Annotated in this window: 11 protein-coding genes; 2 read left to right on the top strand and 9 right to left on the bottom strand. The window is 42.2% G+C overall.

Annotated elements, in window-relative coordinates; translation table 11 throughout:
- Positions 1-76: 76 nt before the first annotated feature.
- Genes fabD through H8B06_RS04040 form a run of 4 tightly spaced genes read right to left on the bottom strand, consistent with a single transcriptional unit; the run spans position 77 to position 5,849 of the window.
- Positions 77-967, bottom strand: a complete 891-nt coding sequence (gene fabD / locus H8B06_RS04055) for an ACP S-malonyltransferase (protein ID WP_190993016.1) — start codon at positions 965-967, stop codon at positions 77-79.
- Between the two features lie 32 nt (positions 968-999).
- Positions 1,000-2,232, bottom strand: coding sequence for a M16 family metallopeptidase (locus H8B06_RS04050; RefSeq protein ID WP_190993015.1), 1,233 nt, complete (start codon positions 2,230-2,232; stop codon positions 1,000-1,002).
- Positions 2,233-2,276: 44 nt separating this feature from the next.
- Positions 2,277-5,099, bottom strand: a complete 2,823-nt coding sequence (locus H8B06_RS04045; RefSeq protein ID WP_190993014.1) for an outer membrane beta-barrel protein — start codon at positions 5,097-5,099, stop codon at positions 2,277-2,279.
- 18 nt (positions 5,100-5,117) lie between these two features.
- Positions 5,118-5,849, bottom strand: a complete 732-nt coding sequence (locus tag H8B06_RS04040) for a hypothetical protein (protein WP_190993013.1) — start codon at positions 5,847-5,849, stop codon at positions 5,118-5,120.
- Between the two features lie 249 nt (positions 5,850-6,098).
- Here H8B06_RS04040 and H8B06_RS04035 point away from each other — a divergent pair, with 249 nt between their 5' ends.
- A complete protein-coding gene (locus H8B06_RS04035) occupies positions 6,099-6,695 on the top strand; it encodes a ribonuclease HII (protein WP_190993012.1) in 597 nt (198 codons plus the stop codon).
- 45 nt (positions 6,696-6,740) lie between these two features.
- Here H8B06_RS04035 and H8B06_RS04030 read toward each other — a convergent pair whose 3' ends face one another.
- Positions 6,741-8,876 carry a carboxy terminal-processing peptidase gene (locus H8B06_RS04030; RefSeq protein ID WP_190993011.1) on the bottom strand — a complete coding sequence of 712 codons (2,136 nt, stop codon included), beginning with the start codon at positions 8,874-8,876 and terminating at the stop codon, positions 6,741-6,743.
- Between the two features lie 311 nt (positions 8,877-9,187).
- Here H8B06_RS04030 and H8B06_RS04025 point away from each other — a divergent pair, with 311 nt between their 5' ends.
- Positions 9,188-10,312, top strand: a complete 1,125-nt coding sequence (locus tag H8B06_RS04025) for a tetratricopeptide repeat protein (RefSeq protein ID WP_190993010.1) — start codon at positions 9,188-9,190, stop codon at positions 10,310-10,312.
- Between the two features lie 20 nt (positions 10,313-10,332).
- On the opposite strand, the gene H8B06_RS04020 is transcribed toward H8B06_RS04025, so the two are convergent.
- Genes H8B06_RS04020 through H8B06_RS04005 form a run of 4 tightly spaced genes read right to left on the bottom strand, consistent with a single transcriptional unit; the run spans position 10,333 to position 18,874 of the window.
- Positions 10,333-12,300 (bottom strand): sialate O-acetylesterase, encoded by a 1,968-nt coding sequence (locus tag H8B06_RS04020; protein ID WP_190993009.1) that lies wholly within the window; start codon positions 12,298-12,300, stop codon positions 10,333-10,335.
- A gap of 3 nt (positions 12,301-12,303) precedes the next feature.
- Complete coding sequence (locus tag H8B06_RS04015; RefSeq protein ID WP_190993008.1) at positions 12,304-14,496, bottom strand: alpha-galactosidase; 2,193 nt, start codon at positions 14,494-14,496, stop codon at positions 12,304-12,306.
- A gap of 29 nt (positions 14,497-14,525) precedes the next feature.
- Positions 14,526-16,547 carry an alpha-amylase family protein gene (locus H8B06_RS04010; RefSeq protein WP_190993007.1) on the bottom strand — a complete coding sequence of 674 codons (2,022 nt, stop codon included), beginning with the start codon at positions 16,545-16,547 and terminating at the stop codon, positions 14,526-14,528.
- Positions 16,544-18,874 (bottom strand): glycoside hydrolase family 95 protein, encoded by a 2,331-nt coding sequence (locus H8B06_RS04005; RefSeq protein WP_190993006.1) that lies wholly within the window; start codon positions 18,872-18,874, stop codon positions 16,544-16,546. Before H8B06_RS04005 ends, H8B06_RS04010 begins: the two co-directional genes overlap by 4 nt.
- Between the last annotated feature and the right edge of the window lie 5 nt (positions 18,875-18,879).

The raw sequence follows: 18,879 nt of genomic DNA, 5'->3' as shown, positions 1-18,879 counted from the left end.
AAAGCGACATTATTTCAAACAAAAAGCCACAAGAAGTGGCTTTTTTGCGCTATTCTAGCAGTTGTTACCAGCATTCCTATTCACTGATCGCTGCTGCCGAAGTTTGTACCGAACGATCTACCTTTTTAACCAAACCTTGAAGGACGTTTCCGGGGCCAACTTCTACAAACGCTTCTATCCCATCCGCCAACATTTGTTGTACCGTTTGTGTCCAACGAACAGCTCCAGTTAATTGTGCGATTAGATTTGCTTTGATTTGTGCCGGATCGGTATAAGGTTTGGCATCCACATTTTGAACAATAGGACAAATAGGTGATTTGATTTCCGTTTCTTCAATCGCCTCCTGCAATTCCACTTTAGCGGGCTCCATCAAAGGAGAATGGAATGCCCCTCCGACATTTAACTTTAAGGCACGTTTAGCGCCAGCTTCCGTCAACAAAACACAGGCTTTATCTACCCCCTCTATTGTGCCAGAAATAACCAATTGTCCGGGACAATTGTAATTTGCCGCTACCACCACGTCTTCTACTTGCGCACAAATTTTCTCTACCGTTTCATCGTCTAACCCTAAAATCGCTGCCATTGTCGACGGTTGTGCTTCGCATGCTTTCTGCATCGCGTTGGCACGCTTCGCTACCAATTTGAGACCATCTTCAAAAGATAACGCACCTGCTGCTACCAACGCGGAGAATTCACCTAACGAATGTCCTGCTACCATCGCCGGTTGAAAACTATCGCCTAAAGCTTTTGCCAAGATCACCGAGTGTAGAAAAATAGCTGGTTGTGTTACTTTTGTCTGTTTCAAATCGTCATCCGTTCCCGAAAACATAATATCGGTAATACGGAAACCCAAAATATCATTTGCTTGTTCAAAAAGAGTCTTCGTCTCTTCATTAAGATTGTATAAATCCTGCCCCATTCCTACGAACTGAGCACCTTGACCTGGAAAAATATAAGCTGTCTTCATATATTTATTTTTCTATAATTCTTTCGTTTTATCTAGGTTTCCGGAATAAAGGCCAAAGAGGTTAGCCTTTTATCATCAAAAACATCCTGCGAAATCGATAATAAGTCACTCGCAGATACCGCATCTATCTTTTCAAAGACTTCCTGCAATGTTATAACCCGATCATAATCCATGACATTTTTTGCCTCGGCTATAATCATACTCATTCTATTCTCCTCCGCGAGCGCAATTTGTCCTTTAAACTTATTTTTTGCTTTTTGCAATTGACTTTCGGAGACCTCTTTAGTTTTCAATTTATCCAATTCGCGAAACACAATCTTTTTTGCCCGCTTGATCTTTTCTTCATCCGTGCCGAGATAAATAGTAAACAATCCCGTATCCGTAAACAGCGTATAATTGGACTCGATGGTATACGCAATTCCATATTTTTCCCGCACAGCAAGATTGAGTATCGACGTCATACCAAAGCCTCCCAACATGTTGTTAAGTAGCAGCAAGTCTGTTTTCCGATCGTCATGAATACTATACGCTGGTGCTCCCAACATAAAATGCACCTGATTGATAGGCTTCTTTAGTTCGATGTGTTCCGATCCGTTCACAAATGATGCCTCCTGACGAGAGCGTACTAGCTTATTCTCCTTGACCGGTTCAAAGTAGCGTATTAACATCTTCTCTACCGTTTTTAACGTATAATCACCCGTAATACCAATAACGATATCGTTGGTTTGATAGTTTTGATGGATAAATTGCTGAACATCCGCTTTTGTAAACGCTAGAAGATCCTTTTCTAAACCTAGAATGTTGTGTCCTAATCCCGAACGTTTAAAAATCAGGTCCTCGTAGTCATCCATAATCGATTCTTCGGGATTATCCCGATAAGATGCCATTTCGTCTACGATAACCCCTTTTTCCTTTTCCATTTCATCCGCCGGAAACGTAGAATGGAAGATAATGTCCTCAAATAGATCCAACGCTTTATGTAAGTGTGGTTTGAGAATGGAAGCGTGTACACACGTATATTCTTTCGTGGTGTATGCATTTAAGTCTCCCCCGACAGCTTCCAAATGATTAAGGATCTGTTGCATAGACCGTCGTTCCGTTTGCTTGAACAGCAAATGCTCGATAAAATGTGCTACACCATATTTGCCTTCTTCTTCATCGCGAGAACCAGCATTTACAACCAAACACGTGTGGGTAATAGGAGAAGTCTGACGGTGAAATACCGCACGGATACCGTTATCCAAGCGGATAATTTCATATTCCATATTTATCAAAGTCAAACCACAAAAGTAGAAATAAAAAAGGACATTTACATCCTTGGCCGTCTCATCCCCCCTGGTCCACTTTCTTCCTGAAAAGGATTCATGCCCGAAAATTTCTGAAACCTAAAGGTAAAGGTTAACATAAAATATCTTCCTAAACGATTAGTACGAGAGTCTGTTAGTATATCGCCAACCGTTCTATTGATATTGATCTGCTGATCTAATAAGTCAAAAGCCTGTAACCGTATCGTGCCTCGCTGTCCTTTCAACATACGTTGTTCAATATAGGTATTGATAATGAATGGATTTTCCGTTGCTCGGTAGCCTTTATTAAATGTCTTGGAAACATCTGCCCCGAAAATAGTTGTCGGCGTAATATTTACAGAACCGATCAACGTTGGCGAAAACGATGACACATTTCCTTGCGAATACTGAGGCAAAGAAGATTTAGTGATATTATAGGAATATCGTGCCCCCGGATTAATTTCCAGATTCTCTGATGGTGTATACCGAAAGAACAATCCTTGCATCAAAACCGTGTTATTGGTTACGTTCTTATTCCCTTCCAATGCATCTGGATCTTCTGCTATATAGGCGATATTCTTATTATAATTGACACTACCCATATACATAATATTATATGTCTTATCTTTCAGCGAACGTCCCAGATGGTAAAATGAATTAACGGAATAAACAGGCTCGGATTCGTTTAAGTAACGTACTTCCTGGTAAATACCATCTCCCTCAACAGGATAGCGCTTATTAAAAGAAACGATTTTGTCATTGGTCAAATTCGCGTTAACGGTGGCAAAAAATGTCTTTCCTTTTTGGAAATCGCCACTACGGAAACGAATTCGTCCACTGTGTTGAAATTCAGGGTCGAGATTAGGATTCCCAATCGTCGTACTCGTACGGTTTGTACTCACTTCGAAAGGCAATATCTGCGAAACCCCCGGTTCAGAAGCTCGAGCAGAATAATTAAATGTAATATTGGATTGTCTAGAAAATCGATATTCAAAGCGAGCAATCGGAATGACATTAAAGTTATTCCGGCTAATAACGGCAGATTCCGATGCATTATATGCGTTTCCACTCAAAACAGTAGGCTGTACCGCAGCCCCTATACTATACTTAATTTTATCGTTGTCATATGAATAGTTTGCCCCCATCCGGTGGGAAGTAAATGCGTAGTCATAATCATATGAATAGTTCAGCACGGCCGCAGCATCTACCCCGTTAGCTACAGGATTGCCGGCTCTATCAAATCCATTTTGCCTGTCGAAATTATCATAATCGTTTATATTAAAGTCGTATGTCAGTTCCATCCGACTATTTTCTCCAAGAGGTTCCGTGTAAGAAACAGATGTTCCGGCATTCCAACTTTTGTTTTGCGCTTCCCGTATAGTTTGTTCATAGATCTCCCCTATCGTTTGATTCTGGTTGTTCGGATCATAGATAAGGCGATCCAAAATCTGGTTATAATCGTTTTCTGTAACAGCATTGTCGTAATTAAAATTGATAAAGAAATTTCTTCCCTTGTCGTTCAACCGTCTGTTGTATAATCCACTGATCCCGTAGCGTGGCGCATTGCTGCCGTTCAATTGGGTCTGCACTTGTGTATAGTCCAGCACATTGTCCAAATAAAATATAGAATTATCGAGATTATCCGCATCATTCTTATTAAAGCCAAATTGTGGTGTCAATTTCAAATAGTCTTTTTCTGAAATATTCCATTCCACATTGGCTTCCATACGATGATTCGTACGGATGCTGTTATTATCCTGATCACTATCGACGCCCATATTCTGCCCAATATATTCGGTAAATGATTGTGTTTGTGTATTATTATCATCCCTACCAAACGAATACGAACCATACACCTTCAACTTATCACTAAAATCATGACGGACATTCAAACCAATTGATCCTACCTTGGTGATACCATCGGAACCACCCCATGCGCCTCCGCCTCCGCGGCCACCGCCGCCGCCCATACGTTGACGTGCACCGCCTCCCATGGTATTAAAGTCGAATAAGTTGGCATTCATATTATTCAAGTTTCCCAATACAGAGACCTGTGTTTTATCCGTCAAGCCCATCCACATACCCGTGGTCTGGAATCTTTCTTCCGTTCCATAACCTACGCGCACGGTAGACATCTGCCCTTTATTATATTCCGGATCGATCTGAATATTTAAAACCTTTTCCGAATCTCCGGTTCTATTACCTGTCAAGTTTGCCATATCTCCATAATCATCGATCACCTGCATCTTTTCAATGATATTGGCGGGGAGGTTTTGCGTAGCCGTTTTCACATCGCCACCAAAAAAGTCTTTACCATTAATACGGACACGGGTAATCTGTTCGCCTTGCGCTGTTACATTCCCATCCTTATCTACTTCCACTCCCTGTAATCTTTTTAAGGCATCCTCTGCTAACGCACCTTCCCGTAGTTTCAAGTCCTTTGTAGCATATTCGACCGTATCTCCTTTCACCTGCACCGTAATAACGCCATCCACCACCACTTCTTCCAACATATTCGCTATTCCTTGTAGTTGAAACGATGGGATCACCATTTTATCCTGCCCTGGTGAAAAGCTAAACTGTCGGGCAAAAGGTTCAAAGCCTAAACTACTCACTTTGATGGTAAAGGTTTCCGATCTCACATTCTTAAATGTAAATATACCCGCTGGAGAGGCACTCGTTCCCAATGTATCCATATCGCCTTCCAATTGCACAGAAGCCCCAGCTACCACCCTAGACTCATTGTCCCGTAACATGCCCTGCACCGTTTTACCTGTTTGTGCTACAGCATTGAAAGCGAATAACCAACCCGCCAAACCACAAATTATTGTCAAAAAACTTTTCATATATTTTTAAATCGTATGCTAATCTAATGTTGCCTCTAAAAGTACGGTTAGTGTTAGTTGATCTTTAGACTTAGACCGAGGTGCAGGTCTTCCCCGATAAGGGCCGTACATCCCACTTGAGCGGCTAGCTGTCACTTTCCTGGACGAAATTAATGATGTAAAACCATCATAAATGCTTAGCTTGAACGTTGTGACAGGAATAGTATAATCCAGCAATGATTTTGGTAAAACCGCTTCATAATACAACTTCCCATCATCTATGCGAGCCTTCGCTTGCAATCCGTAACCATTTTGTAAAGACAGTAATCCGTTCGGCACCGTCGGGAATCCGTAGACAAAATATCCTCGCGACCGGTTGATCAACCCGGCTTTATAAGCCCCATCAGAATCATGATCTTCTCCCGTCATCGCACGCTTCACCTCGCTATCAGGATAAGGAAATAGAAATTGAATATCGTCTTTGTTTTTTTTAGTAGATTGAACAGTCAGCAAAATACCGTTTCTGGCTGCCAAATGCTGTATCATCGGGTTTTCTATACGAATGGCAACGTAGAGGTTGGAGGCATCCTGTGCTAGCTGATAGAACCACGAGCCTTCTTCTGCAACGTTGTTTAACGTATCCCATTCTGCTAAATCTGCATTGACCGTTACATCCGATAAGGACTGAATCACTATCTTTTGTTTTTTTTGTGCAAAAGATGGAATCGTTGCCATTATAAATAATATACCCAGAAGGACGTTGTTCTTCATGATTACTTTGCTACGTTAATGCTTTACCTATAGACTCCTATATCACGGCAAAGTAAAAAGAAGAAATGCTTTTTTATCGAATATCACACACATGTTACATACAGTCCCGCTCTTTTCCTCTATTTATTTCTTTTTTATGGCCGATGAGAGCTCAAGTAAATAACCGAGCTTGCGAGCTGAGCTCATCGCAGATAATCATTTCTTTGTGTGTTAATGCTTATTTACATCTCGGTTTCGTATTTTAGCAAAATGTTATTATCAACTTTTCAGCAAGATTTTGTGGAAGCGGGTTGTGATGAAGCGGGAAGAGGGTGCTTAGCGGGTCCCGTATTTGCTGCTGCCGTTATCTTTCCACCGGATTACTGCAATGTACTGCTTAATGACTCCAAGCAACTTTCGGAAAAGAAAAGGATGGCTTTGCGTCCCATTATTGAGGAAGAAGCTTTAGATTTCGCGGTAGCGAGTGTCTCCGCAGAAGAAATCGACCATATCAATATTTTAAATGCTTCTTATTTGGCGATGCACCGTGCGTTGGATCAGCTGAAAACAAAGGCGGCTTATATTATTGTAGATGGCAATAGATTCAGCACATATCAAGACATCCCCCATCAGTGTATTGTAAAGGGAGATGGAAAATACCTATCTATCGCTGCTGCATCGATTTTGGCAAAGACCTATCGGGACGAATACATGCATAATCTGGCAAGTGAATTCCCCTATTATGATTGGCTTTCCAATAAAGGGTATCCGACGATTAAGCACCGAAATGCAATCCTACAATATGGTATCAGCCCACACCATAGAAAATCATTTCGGATTACTGACCCCCAATTGAAGTTGTTTTGATGATATAAAACAAGTAGAGACGCCGTTTAGCGTCTCTATTAAATTTTATTTCTTTGCCAACTTAGTCTGTCCAAGCCGTATATAATCGGTCATCACCGACAGACTTTCGTCTAAGATAAAATCAAAATCCGTTTTTGGCTGTGGCTCCCCTTCTTTCCATAAAGGCAGGCCACGCAGTTCTAATCCTTTGTTAATACGCGCCCTATTTTTCTCTCTGGTCTCCGCCCGCTCCTCTTTTAACTTATTTTGATTTAAGCTAATCTCTTGAATAGAATCTAGCTTCTGGAATTCTTCGATATCTTCCAGCAGATAGGCATACTCGGGAGATTTTTCCATCCGCGATTCGTGAATTTCTTTCAACTGATCTTTTAAATTCGTCAGATCCGCCACAGCCGTAAAGCTAGATGACTTGATTTGATCCCACGGCAGCGCCGAAGGCTCCGAGCTTTCCCCAAATTTCTCTGCCGTATACTGTGTCGGAAACGTAATATCCGGCACCACGCCCTTATGTTGCGTGCTACTTCCCGTTACACGGTAAAATTTACCCATGGTGATATTGATCTGACCGAACTCTGGAGCGCCATTCGGTGTATCCGGATCTTTGTCTAATCCTTTGGCTTTTAACAACAATTTATTGGTTGCGCTTATAAAACGTGACATATCAATAGCCGATTGTACGGTTCCTTTTCCATACGACTGCGTTCCCAGCACCACTCCCCTGCCGTAGTCTTGAATAGCGCCGGCGAAAATCTCGGAAGCCGATGCCGAAAAACGATTAATCAGTACCCCAAACGGGCCATCCCAAGCCACTCCCGCATCTTTATCACTTTCGACATCTACTCGATTACGTACGTCACGTACTTGAACAACCGGCCCTTTGTCAATAAACAGTCCGGTCAATTCAATAGCTTCCTGCAAGGAACCGCCACCGTTGTTTCTCAAATCTAATACAACTGCATCTACATTTTCTTGACGCAGCGTATCCAAAATCAGACGAACATCTCGCGTTGTACTCTTGTAATTCGGATCACCTCGACGATAAGCTTCAAATTCAATATAGAATTTAGGCAACTTGATAAGCCCTATTTTATAGGTTTTACCATCGTCTCCCTTAACTTGCTTTATTTCTTTCTGCGCAGATTCTTCTTCAATAACAATTTTGTCCCTCTTCAGTGCGACCACTTTTGGCTGTGCAGTAAGCTCTTGTCCAGCGGGAATAACTTTCAGCCGCACGACCGTATTCTTTGGTCCTTTAATTTTAGCTACTGCCGCATCTAAACGCCAGCCGATAATATCTTCAAACTCACCTTCTCCCTGTGCTACACCGATAATTCTATCATCTACGTTTAAGCTTTTATCTTTAAAAGCAGGTCCTCCTGCAATAATTTCTTTGATGGTAACCATCTCATTCTCCATAGATAAACGTGCACCGATACCTTCAAATGTATTGGACATACTTTCGTTAAATGCTTGCGCGAACGACGGGTTATAGTAGGTCGTATGCGGATCAACAGCATCTGTCAACGCCGTCATAACGAGCTGAAATGCGTCATTGGAATTGGTTTGTTTTGCCTGACTGACCAAATTTTTATACCGCTTGCGTAATGTCTCTTTGTGTTTTTCTACATCCACAGAATCTTTATCTGTACTGGTCAACCGTAAATTCAACAGGTCATATTTCACGCGCTTACGCCATTGGTCTTTCAGTTCCGTCTCGTCCTTGAAATAAGGAAGTTTCTCCCGATAAGCCACATAATTTTCATCCGTATCAAAATCATGCGGCACATCTACTTGTGTCAGCGCGTATTCCATCGCCTCCAAATAACGCTGTGAATATAGATTGAAAATATAGAATGGGGCAGATAAGTCGCCTTTTCTAAAGTCTTGGCTAATGGTATTTTCAAATTGCTTGAAATCATCAATATCAGACTGTAGCAGGTAATTACGCCCTTGATCCATCGACTTTAACAAATTGGCAAAAACGATCCGTGACAAGGAATCCGTCATCGGAACCTTTTTATAGCTATAGTTTTCCAACAGATTGGCTACCTCGGCAGCAATAACTTCATGCTGTGCCGAAGGTTTTAACTGTAACGCCTCTTCATCCAAACTCACCCTAGGTTTTGATCCACATGCGATAAATGAAATTAAAGCCAGACCAAATACAATATTCTTAAACATATAAGCTATTTTTTTTAAATGCATTTGCAATAATCCTTTTCAGTATTCAAAACTTGCAATAAAATTTTGTTTGCCATAAAAATACTGAAAACAAAGCACAAAATAACAAGGTCGCAAAAATTAACGCAAGAAGTTACTTCCGCCAAACAATCATACACCTGTAAATAACTGAATAAACGGCGAGATATTGTGTAATAATTTTGATGCGACATTAAATGTTAAGTGTTGGGTCTGTGAAAGAAGAGAAAATAGAACAATTTGTGAATATGCGATTTAGACGCTACTTTTGATAAAACAGGAAAGGAACGCGTATGACACTCGATAAAAAGAGTCTTTTTTATATTACATCAGGGCTATTCGCTTTCGGACTGAGCGTACCCCATATCCAAGCACAGGAGGCCGACGTCGCGTTGGATCCCGCAGGCTATGTTAATAAGTATGATACTGATTTTGACGGGATGGGCCCGCGGGTATACGTACTTCCAGCTCCACGGACTCGTGAGGAGTTACTGACGGATTCCTACAACGAAAAAACAGCCTTTCAAGACAGCATCGATAGAGCACTTGATTTTCAAGAATTGATTGTGGATTTTAAAACCACGCGCGCTGAAATGAACGTGCAGCACTTACTGTCGCCTATACCCAATACTGCTTTGGCGTGGAATGAATTGGTAGAACGGGAAGTTGAGCGTGGCAATTATAACGCAGCCTACGGCTTACTACATACTTATGCATCGTTATCCTTAAAAGAAGGAACTATCGCCCAAACGCTAGGCTTGCTGCAAAGTGCCCTTCAACATGCACAGAAAACAGCAAACACCTCCGATGTGGCTGTTATTCAATATAATCTGGCCAACATTTATTTATACGATAGGAATATTCAACAGGCAGGTTCTTTTCAAGAAGCTTACTATAAAACAGCTGTGCAGCAGAAGAGTATTGTCGATCAGGCTAACTCTCTTCTGAAAATAGCGCTTATCCAAGCGCACGACAAAGATTACCGTTCTGCAGAAAACAATATCATCCGTAAGGCTATTCCATTGCTAAACCGAGCGAAAGCCTATGAACAAAAAATCATCGCTTGGCAAACCTTAGCCCGGATTTACCAATTACAAAATAAACATACGGAAGCCCAGTGGTTTCTGATTCAGGCACGCGATCTGGCAAATAGCAAAAACTTCAGCGGAGAGCTTGCGGAAATCGAATATATGCTCGCGTCCTCCAAATTTGTCCAAAAGAATTATAATGTTGCAAAAAAGGAATTTCTTCAAGCAGACGAACTGGCTAAATCAGCGGATAATAAACTGCTCCAGCTGGCTATTGCAGACAAGCTGGGGCAGATATATATGACGCAACGGGATTTCAATAATGCCGAATCCACTTTGCATAACTATCAGGATTTACGGACGGAAATCTTTGGAGAAATACCTAGATAAAAGGGTGAGTAATCGACGACCTACCTGTCCGTACTATCTTTCCAATTATCCGTTTTAAATGGCGAGGCAGGCAAACCTGCATCGTTATACAGAGACAAATCGGGATTATTTGTCCAGCCGTATCGAACCGCAACAGGTTTGCTAACCTGTGATGCTTTTACGATAACTTTATCCCTACGCAGTACTGCCTCAGCGTTGTAAAACACCTGATCTTCACCAGCGATAGTAAAGCCTGTTAATCGAGGCTCATCATTTCGGTTGATTAAGCGCTTGCCTACCGGATCGAATGTAAGATGAATCTCTCCGTCTTTTTCCACAAAAGACCGAAGGATAGGTCCCGAAAAAACAATCGTTTTTTTATACGTCTTTTTCAATGCGATAAGTGCCAGACGTCTCCCTACTTCCTGTTTGTTTTTAGGATGTATATCGTCTGCGTCGCCGATATCAGCGATAACGGCCATACCCGTATTGGGCAATTGTAGCGCACCCTTTTGCGCATCCCGCAATTCGGCCCATGCTGAAGCTATCGGTTGAGGTTCTTTGCGCATAAAATTCGCCAATTGTACATAATAGAAAGGAAAATCTCCTTGATTCCAGTGCGTACGCCAATCCCGAATCAAATCTGGAAATAGCTTACGGTATTGATGGGCTCGATCCGCGTTGCTCTCTCCCTGATACCATATTGCACCACGTATTTTAAAAGGCGTAAATGGATGTATCATGGCATTGTATAGCACTGTAGGACGATTTGGTCCTTCATTGGAGGCAGGCATCTGGGGTAATTTCGCTAAGTCTACACCGATTTTATATTTCCAATCGGATGCCAGGGAAAGATATTCGCCATTCGGCCCCACTAAATTGAACTGTGCGGCCTCGCCATATATTCCACCACCACCACCGCCATCGAAGACTCTGACGGCTATGGTTACATCGGTAGACTGCACCAATGAAGCGGGTATTTCATATACTCTATTTTGGTTATAACCTTGTGTGGCACCCACCTGTTTCCCATTCCAATAGGTAACATCCTCGTCATCGACCATTCCCAATTGAAGAGAAAGTTTTTCTCCTATCCAGTGTTTTGGTAGTTGTATTTCTTTTCGGAAATATACTACACCATCAAAATTCGGTAAAATGTCTGTGTCCCAAAGCGTGGGTAATTGCATGACAGGCCAGTCGCTATCTGCTGTTTTGTGGGAGAGCCAACCAAATTTCCCATCTTGTTGTCCTTCATCATGTCGAGCCATAATTTGGTTCCAGGCGTATAATTCTTGCTCGTATTCCGCTTGCGCATCGGCACTCGTTACCCGTTGTATGGCCGATTGGAAATCCGGAATTTTGTTCAGCGTTTCTGTACTTGTCCATGCCTCGGCTACCGTACCTCCCCAAGAGGTATGTATTAATCCTATCGGTATACCGGTCTTTTCATACAATTCGCGCGCAAAAAAGTAGGCAGTAGCAGAAAATTCAGCAATCGTTTGAGGTGTAACTGCTACCCAGCCGCCGTATTGGACCTCCACATTCTGCAGAGGTCGGTTACTGGTTTTCTGTTGTACCTGTAGAAAGCGGATGTCTGGAAAATTTGCCGCTGCAATCTCTTCCTTAAAGTTGTTGATATTTCCCCAGCCCGCTAAGGGCATCTCCATGTTGGATTGACCTGAACAAACCCATACCTCACCAATCAATATGTTTTTCAAAACCAATTGTTGTCCGTCATCGATCTGTATATCATAGGGACCGCCAAAAGAAGGAGTGGAGACATCTGCAGACCAATGTCCATCGTCCTGCACAGGCACTACGTATTTCTTCTTGCTCCACGAAGGGCTTACGGTGACCACCTCCTGATTGGAAGAAGTGCCCCATATTTTGACCTTACTTTTTTGTTGTAAGACCATATTGTCACTAAATACGGCTGGCAATTTCACCTCTGCTTCCACAAAGAGAATAACCAACAGAAGCGAAGCGATGCTTATAATCTTTTTTGTCATTTTTTAGTCGATAGCTTTAATTTCCAATATTACGCTCGTGCGATCTTTGTGTAAATCAGGATTAATACCGATCTTCATTAAGAATTCCCCCGAATATACCTGTTTATTATTTATGGATGAAGATGTTCCAGGATACAGATTGATTTCTGTTATTTTATATTTTTTATTCACGTCTAATCCCTTCAAAAGTACAGGGAAATGACTGCCCTGATCGTATCGGTTATTTACTAGATAGTTAAAAATAACGCCTGCAGATCGATTGGTATCTATATACTGAATGGCCGCGAAATTTCCTTCCCTCGGATCTGCCAAACGATATTGATCACCATGCCATATAATGTCCTTCATATTATTATATACCTGGACGGCATCCTGACAGAACTTAAGATCTTTTTCATTCAGTTCACTGACCACAATATCAAAACCTAGCTTCCCCATCATAGCTACATCTGTTCTGAATTTGATTGGCTGCTTCCCCCAATCTGTAACATGGTTTGCTGTACTGATAGCCGGATAGAAATAAGAATATTCGTATTGCATAAAGATCCGTTCCATCGGGTCCGTGTTATCTGATGGCCAAAACTCGGTAAAATATTGTAAAGCAGCATAGTCTACACGACCACCACCACCGGAGCAGAGCATCATCGGAACTTTTGGATACTTGGCACGGATACGCTCCAATACATGATAGAGACCCCGCATATATTCGATATAGAAATGCTCCTGATTTTTCAAATGCGCAGAATATGCGTTATAAATAATGGCATTGCAATCCCATTTGATGTAGGCCAATTCCGGATTTTCGATAAACAGTTCATCAAGAACACTAAATACAAAATCTTGAACGGCAGGATTGGATAAATCTAATACCAATTGATTTCTAAAATAATGTTCTGCTCGCGCGGATTGTTTAATGACCCAGTCCGGATGTTGCTCATAGAGTTCTGATTTTGGACTGACCATCTCTGGTTCTACCCAGATACCAAATTTTACATCTTGCCGAGCGGCTTCTTTTACCAAAGAAGTAATTCCGTTCGGTAGTTTTTTCTTATTTACTTGCCAGTCACCAAGCCCCGTGTCGTCATTATTTCGAGGATATTTATTGGCAAACCAACCATCATCTAGCAGGAAAAGATCGACACCTAACTTCTTGGTATCTTTAAGCAATTCCTTCAGCTTGCTTTCATTGAAATCAAAATAAGTTGCCTCCCAGTTATTAAGCAACGTTAGTCGGTCGCCTTGACCATCCAATAGTTTATATTTTCTCGCCCAGTTATGCAAATTGCGTGATGCCTTTCCTTTACCGGTAGTGGAAAGCGTATAGATGAATTTTGGTGTAGTGAATTTCTCTTGGGGTTTTAGCGTATAATTGGAAGCATAGTTATTTATGCCCGCGATGATGCGTAGGTTATTTAGATAATCCAACTCCATATCGACTTTGAAATTACCGCTATACCCCAATGTGCCAAACAATACCGTTCCCTCATCTTCTAGTGCGGGCTTATCCAGAGAGACCATAAAAGAGGAGGGTTGAAACAAGTTCGCACGTGTTCCCAATTTACTGTCTATCGTCTTAATTCCATGTGTAATTTTGGAATCTTCCGGTTGCATTTCTTTAGCCCAGTCGCCATGATATTGGCGCAGCCAGTAACTGTTCGATTTCAGGGTCAAGTTTGCGGAAGCAAACTTTTCGAGGAGCACGGTTCCCTTTTCGTTGTGTTCGATCACGGACCACTGCTCTATGACATCCTCTGCAAAATAGGATTTATAAAACAAGCGGACGGTAAAGTCATACACAGGATCCTTCAATTCCACTTCTAACAGCGAAACATTATCTTCTATCTGATCTAGTTTATGCGTTACATATCGGAGGTCCAACGATTTATTTCCATCAGCATGGACGACGCTAATAGCTGGTTCCAGGATGTTTTTCGATCCCGAAGAGGTGTAGGCAGAATTGGATAAACCCGTATAATCTTCGGATTGCTTGTAAGAAGCGGGTACCAATACATATTCCCTTTCATCGGATAGTTTCTTTCCATAGTAGATAACGGTAAGATTATTGGTGCTATCATTATGTAGCACCAACGCGTTGGATTGTGTTTCAATTGGGATGCGCTGTTCCTGTGCACATAAGGGTAGGTAGCTGGCAATAAAAAGAAATACGGCACTTACGGTAAAAAATTTCTGTAGCATGGATTGCATGTTGTTGTTAATAGTTAGAATTAGATTTTCTGTATTTTAAATAGTTTTGCATGTTTAGCTTCTAAACGAATAGGTTTTTCGGGCGACAAATAATGTATACTGTTGTCCGTTAGATTAATCATTTTGTATCTTGTGTTGTTATCAAAGCCAAGTTTTTCGTTTGATAAGGTCAAATGCAATTCCTCTTCGTCATAATTAAATAGTGCAATATAGGCCTCTGAGTCACTCTGTTTTACAAAAATTCGGGAAACATATTGGTCAGTTTCCACCGGTATAAACGATTTTCCGTCTTCTATAACTTGCCAGATCTGATGATTTTCAAAAAGCTGTTGTGTCGTTTTATGCCATCTGCCGGGTTGGGAAAAGTCATCGCCTAAAACGACACTTCCTGTAATAACTGAGGATAGGAATCGAGCTGTATTTTCCGATTCGCTTGCGTTTTTGAAGACGATATGATCAGCATCCATATAATCATAGAGATGGGTTTGCCACCAACCAAACGTTAATGCATTGAGTGTATAACGGGTGTCCTTAATGGAGCTGAAAGCATCGCAAGCGATGCGGCGCATATGTACGTAAGGTGCTGTAGCGATGTTTGGCGAAATAGCAGCATAAATTAACATTTGGTCATCCAACTGTTCTACCAGATATTCCATTCCCCGATGGTAGGCTTGCATACCGGTCTTTACCATAGGGTCAGCAAATTTTGTAGATTCAATCGCCGCGTGCCCTAAAAAGTCAATTTTAATCATGTCAAAACCGCATTCTTTGAGTTTGCCGATGACAAGGGCTAAACGTTGCTGTGTCCCGGGGTGGGTAGGGTCCAGAGCTCGGGTTCCATCCAGATCATGATAACCATTTTTTACCTTTGTCCAGATATCGCCATAGGTATAGTTGGTTCCCTCCACACGGCGATTTGCCCCCCCGTCAAAACCCCAATCTACAAATGGTGCCCAATAGGCTCCCGGTTTTAGTCCTTTGGATTTCACGTAGTCGGCAAATTTCTTTAACTGGGAATAATCACCTTCTAATCCCCCTTTCAACATATTATCCCAATAAGAATCCAAATCGATATAAATAGATTGTCCCGATGCCAACTGCTGGACGTCGTGCGCAAAAAAATCAGTTACTTTCAGAAGTCTGTCGTAATTGATGTCTTGCTGCATAGCACCCCAGCTGTTCCATGCTACCGGCGTATGCTCTTTCCATTCATGCACGACACGACGTTGGAGTGCTTGGATGTGTGCGGCATACGTATCCATACCTGTGCGCCAATCCGAGAACTGGCCTACCATCACCTTTGCAGAATGAATGCTATTCCCTTCCAGCGAGCCGTGCGGCATATCGTCCCGATTAATATCTTTGGCGGTAAAGCCAACGAGCGCCTGTACCGTTATCGATTGATCCTGATTTTTGACGGTACGGACACCGGTTTTCCAAATTTGCTGATCAATAGATCCAATGATATGTCCCAAACGGTTTTGTTCATGGTACAAAACGCCTACTTCGGCACTGTATAACTCGTCTGTATCTTTTAAAGATTTACTATCATAACTGATGAACGTATCGTTGTCGAACGGCGCAAAAAGAGATTGTAATTGGTCTGTATGATCGGGGACAAGGGTTCCCTCGATAGGAACGAAGCCATTCGTGATCAACTTACGCGTTTTATCATAGATTTCCACTTCCACGACGATATAGTCTTTGCCGTCATAGGTGTAAAATATCTGCTTGAAATCTGGAAGACCCCGCTGGCTAGACGTGATGGTGTGTTTCGTTCCTACTCCATACCCATCTTCAAAAGAGCCTTTCGTATATTCCCGTTGTGTATATTGCTTGGTGTTTAAGAAGGCCTCGCCATTTTTCGCCGTTGAAAATCCTCTTTTTAGCCATACCCCCTCTAGGGACAGTATGTCAAAGGTTCCGGTTTTCATATCGTAAAGGACCTTTCCTCCATTACCGAAGGGAATGTCGATTGCATAGGCGGTTTGTAAACCAGCTAAAACGACTAGGAAGATAAACCATACGTTTTTTTTCATCATATTTTCTGTGTTTTTATTTTCTTTAATTTACCATTCACCTTTACCTGCACGGTCTTGGTATCAGGAGATCGAAGTTTATAGTGCACGACCTTTCCGTTCTTCCATTTCAGGTCGACCGTTACATTTCCCTTAGCTTTTAGACCCTGTACGTTTCCATAACTTTTCCATGCATCGGGTAATGCCGGCAGCAGATCAATAAAGCCGTCATGGCTCTGTAGCAACATTTCACCAATCCCTGCTGTCGCACCAAAGTTTCCATCGATTTGAAAAGGAGGGCCGGCAGCGAACATATTATAATATACCCCGCCTCCGGCACCGTAATTAATATCGGTACGCAGGGTGGGCTTTAATATTTCTTTAAAGAGCTTGAAGGCACGGTTTCCATCATGCAGTCGCGCCCAAAACAACTGCTTATAGGCAATTGCCCAGCTCGGCCCATCATCACCGCGTACCTCGAGTGTCTTTTTAGATGCCTCAGCCAGTTCCGGTGTTTTATACGGTGTAATCAATGCTGCCGGGTATAACCCATATAAATGCGAAATATGCCGATGTTCTGGATCTACCTCCTTATAGTCTTCAAGCCATTCTTGGATCCGACCATCTTTACTCACGACGCCCGGGGGTGGGACCATCGGTAATTTTTCTTCCAATACGCTTCTAAAATCATGATCAATGCCCAGCAGTTTCGATGCTGTGATGACATTGCTGAATAATTCACGGACAATCTGGTTATCAATCGTTGGCCCCATAGAGATACTAGCTTGATTACCGTTCGGTAAATAAAATGAATTTTCCGGGGATACCGATGGCGAAGTGACCACCCATCCCGTTTTTGGATCCTTCACGAGGGCATCGTTGTAGAATAAAGCTGATCCTTTGAGTACCGGATAGATATCTTTTAGATAATCCATATCTTGGGTATATTCGTAATGTTCCCATAAGTTATTGCACAGCCAGCCCGAACCCGCATTAGATGCCCCCCAGTTGGCACTCTCTCCTGGCTCGGTAAAGCCCCATACATTAGTGATCACATGCGCAATCCACCCTTGAGCATTATAATATGCTTTGGCTGTTTTTTTACCCGGCTCAACTAACCCTTTCACCAGATCGACCAACGGCAAATTCAACTCGGATAGATTCGCCACACCCAATGGCCAGTGATTCATCTGGACATTTACATCGAGATGATAGTCCCCATTCCAGGGTGTATTGATCTCCTTAGCCCAGAGCCCTTGTAAATTTGGCGGTAATAATCCAATGCGTGTACTGCTGATGCTCAAGTATCGCCCAAACTGAAAAAATAATGCAGGTAAGGATACATCATCTGCATAACCCTCATAATAATTATCCAATCGTTGACGGGTAGACCATTCCGTTTCTCTTCCTTTCCCTAAATCCAGCTTCACCCGTCCAAATAATTTGCTGAAGTTTTGCGTATGTTTTTTCTTTTGCAGCGCATAGGGTTTCTGATAGGCCGCGTCAAGTACTTCGCGTACTTCTCGTTTGTGGTCACGTTGTCGGAAGTCGGTAGCAGCAGCGAGAAATAGTATGACCTCGGATGCATTTTGGATCACCAGCGAGGTGTCCGTGTTAGCGAGCATACCATCCTTTAATTGGACACGAACTCTTGCTTCATACTGCATCCCCTTTCCATCGGTTCCATTATCCAGCTGTCCATACATAAACAATTCCTGATCGGTCGTTTTTACCGTAAACTTTTCAGGCCTGCGTAGGGCGATCTGTAGGTTTAACATCCGTGGTTGGTCAGCAGTTAAACGAATCACATTCACGTCATCATCAAAACTGGAAAAATACTCTTTTTGATAATGAACGTCGTTTACTGTATAACTCGATGTTGCGATAGCTTCCTGCAAATCCAGTGTACGTTTGTAATTCTTGATTTCTATTGCGGTATTTTCGCCATAATACTGATCCAGATGAAGGCTTCCTAAAGTTTGGAACTTACCCCATTGCGCGCCACCGGATCCCGGCCCTAAACATACAAAATTGGTATTCACCAGATCTTGTGCTTCATCGTTTTTTCCTTCCAGTATCAATTGTCGGATTTTTGGCAAACTTTTATGGGCATCGTAGTTATTGGCATCCTGTACAGCGCCAGACCACAACGTAATATCGTTTAAGACAATCGTTTCATGCGTTGCATTTCCGTCTGGCGTCATGCCAAGGCGCCCGTTTCCAAGAGGTAGCGTTTCTTCCCAAGTTTCGGCAGGTTCATGATACCACAATTTTAAATGCTGTTGAGCGTGAAGTGGTAAAACAAACAGGCATAATGCAGAAAATAAATAGAGGTTACGATTACAGGTCATATGAG

This window comes from Sphingobacterium micropteri, assembly GCF_014692515.1.
GTDB lineage: Bacteria > Bacteroidota > Bacteroidia > Sphingobacteriales > Sphingobacteriaceae > Sphingobacterium > Sphingobacterium micropteri.
Note: the sequence above shows the minus strand (reverse complement) of the source record. Positions and strands in the feature narration are given on the sequence as shown.

Excerpts from the sequence above, each read along its gene's own strand:
- fabD (WP_190993016.1), bottom strand. The coding sequence starts at position 967 with ATGAAGACAGCTTATATTTTTCCAGGTCAAGGTGCTCAGTTCGTAGGA.
- H8B06_RS04050 (WP_190993015.1), bottom strand. The coding sequence starts at position 2,232 with ATGGAATATGAAATTATCCGCTTGGATAACGGTATCCGTGCGGTATTT.
- H8B06_RS04045 (WP_190993014.1), bottom strand. The coding sequence starts at position 5,099 with ATGAAAAGTTTTTTGACAATAATTTGTGGTTTGGCGGGTTGGTTATTC.
- H8B06_RS04040 (WP_190993013.1), bottom strand. The coding sequence starts at position 5,849 with ATGAAGAACAACGTCCTTCTGGGTATATTATTTATAATGGCAACGATT.
- H8B06_RS04035 (WP_190993012.1), top strand. The coding sequence starts at position 6,099 with ATGTTATTATCAACTTTTCAGCAAGATTTTGTGGAAGCGGGTTGTGAT.
- H8B06_RS04030 (WP_190993011.1), bottom strand. The coding sequence starts at position 8,876 with ATGTTTAAGAATATTGTATTTGGTCTGGCTTTAATTTCATTTATCGCA.
- H8B06_RS04025 (WP_190993010.1), top strand. The coding sequence starts at position 9,188 with ATGACACTCGATAAAAAGAGTCTTTTTTATATTACATCAGGGCTATTC.
- H8B06_RS04020 (WP_190993009.1), bottom strand. The coding sequence starts at position 12,300 with ATGACAAAAAAGATTATAAGCATCGCTTCGCTTCTGTTGGTTATTCTC.
- H8B06_RS04015 (WP_190993008.1), bottom strand. The coding sequence starts at position 14,496 with ATGCTACAGAAATTTTTTACCGTAAGTGCCGTATTTCTTTTTATTGCC.
- H8B06_RS04010 (WP_190993007.1), bottom strand. The coding sequence starts at position 16,547 with ATGATGAAAAAAAACGTATGGTTTATCTTCCTAGTCGTTTTAGCTGGT.
- H8B06_RS04005 (WP_190993006.1), bottom strand. The coding sequence starts at position 18,874 with ATGACCTGTAATCGTAACCTCTATTTATTTTCTGCATTATGCCTGTTT.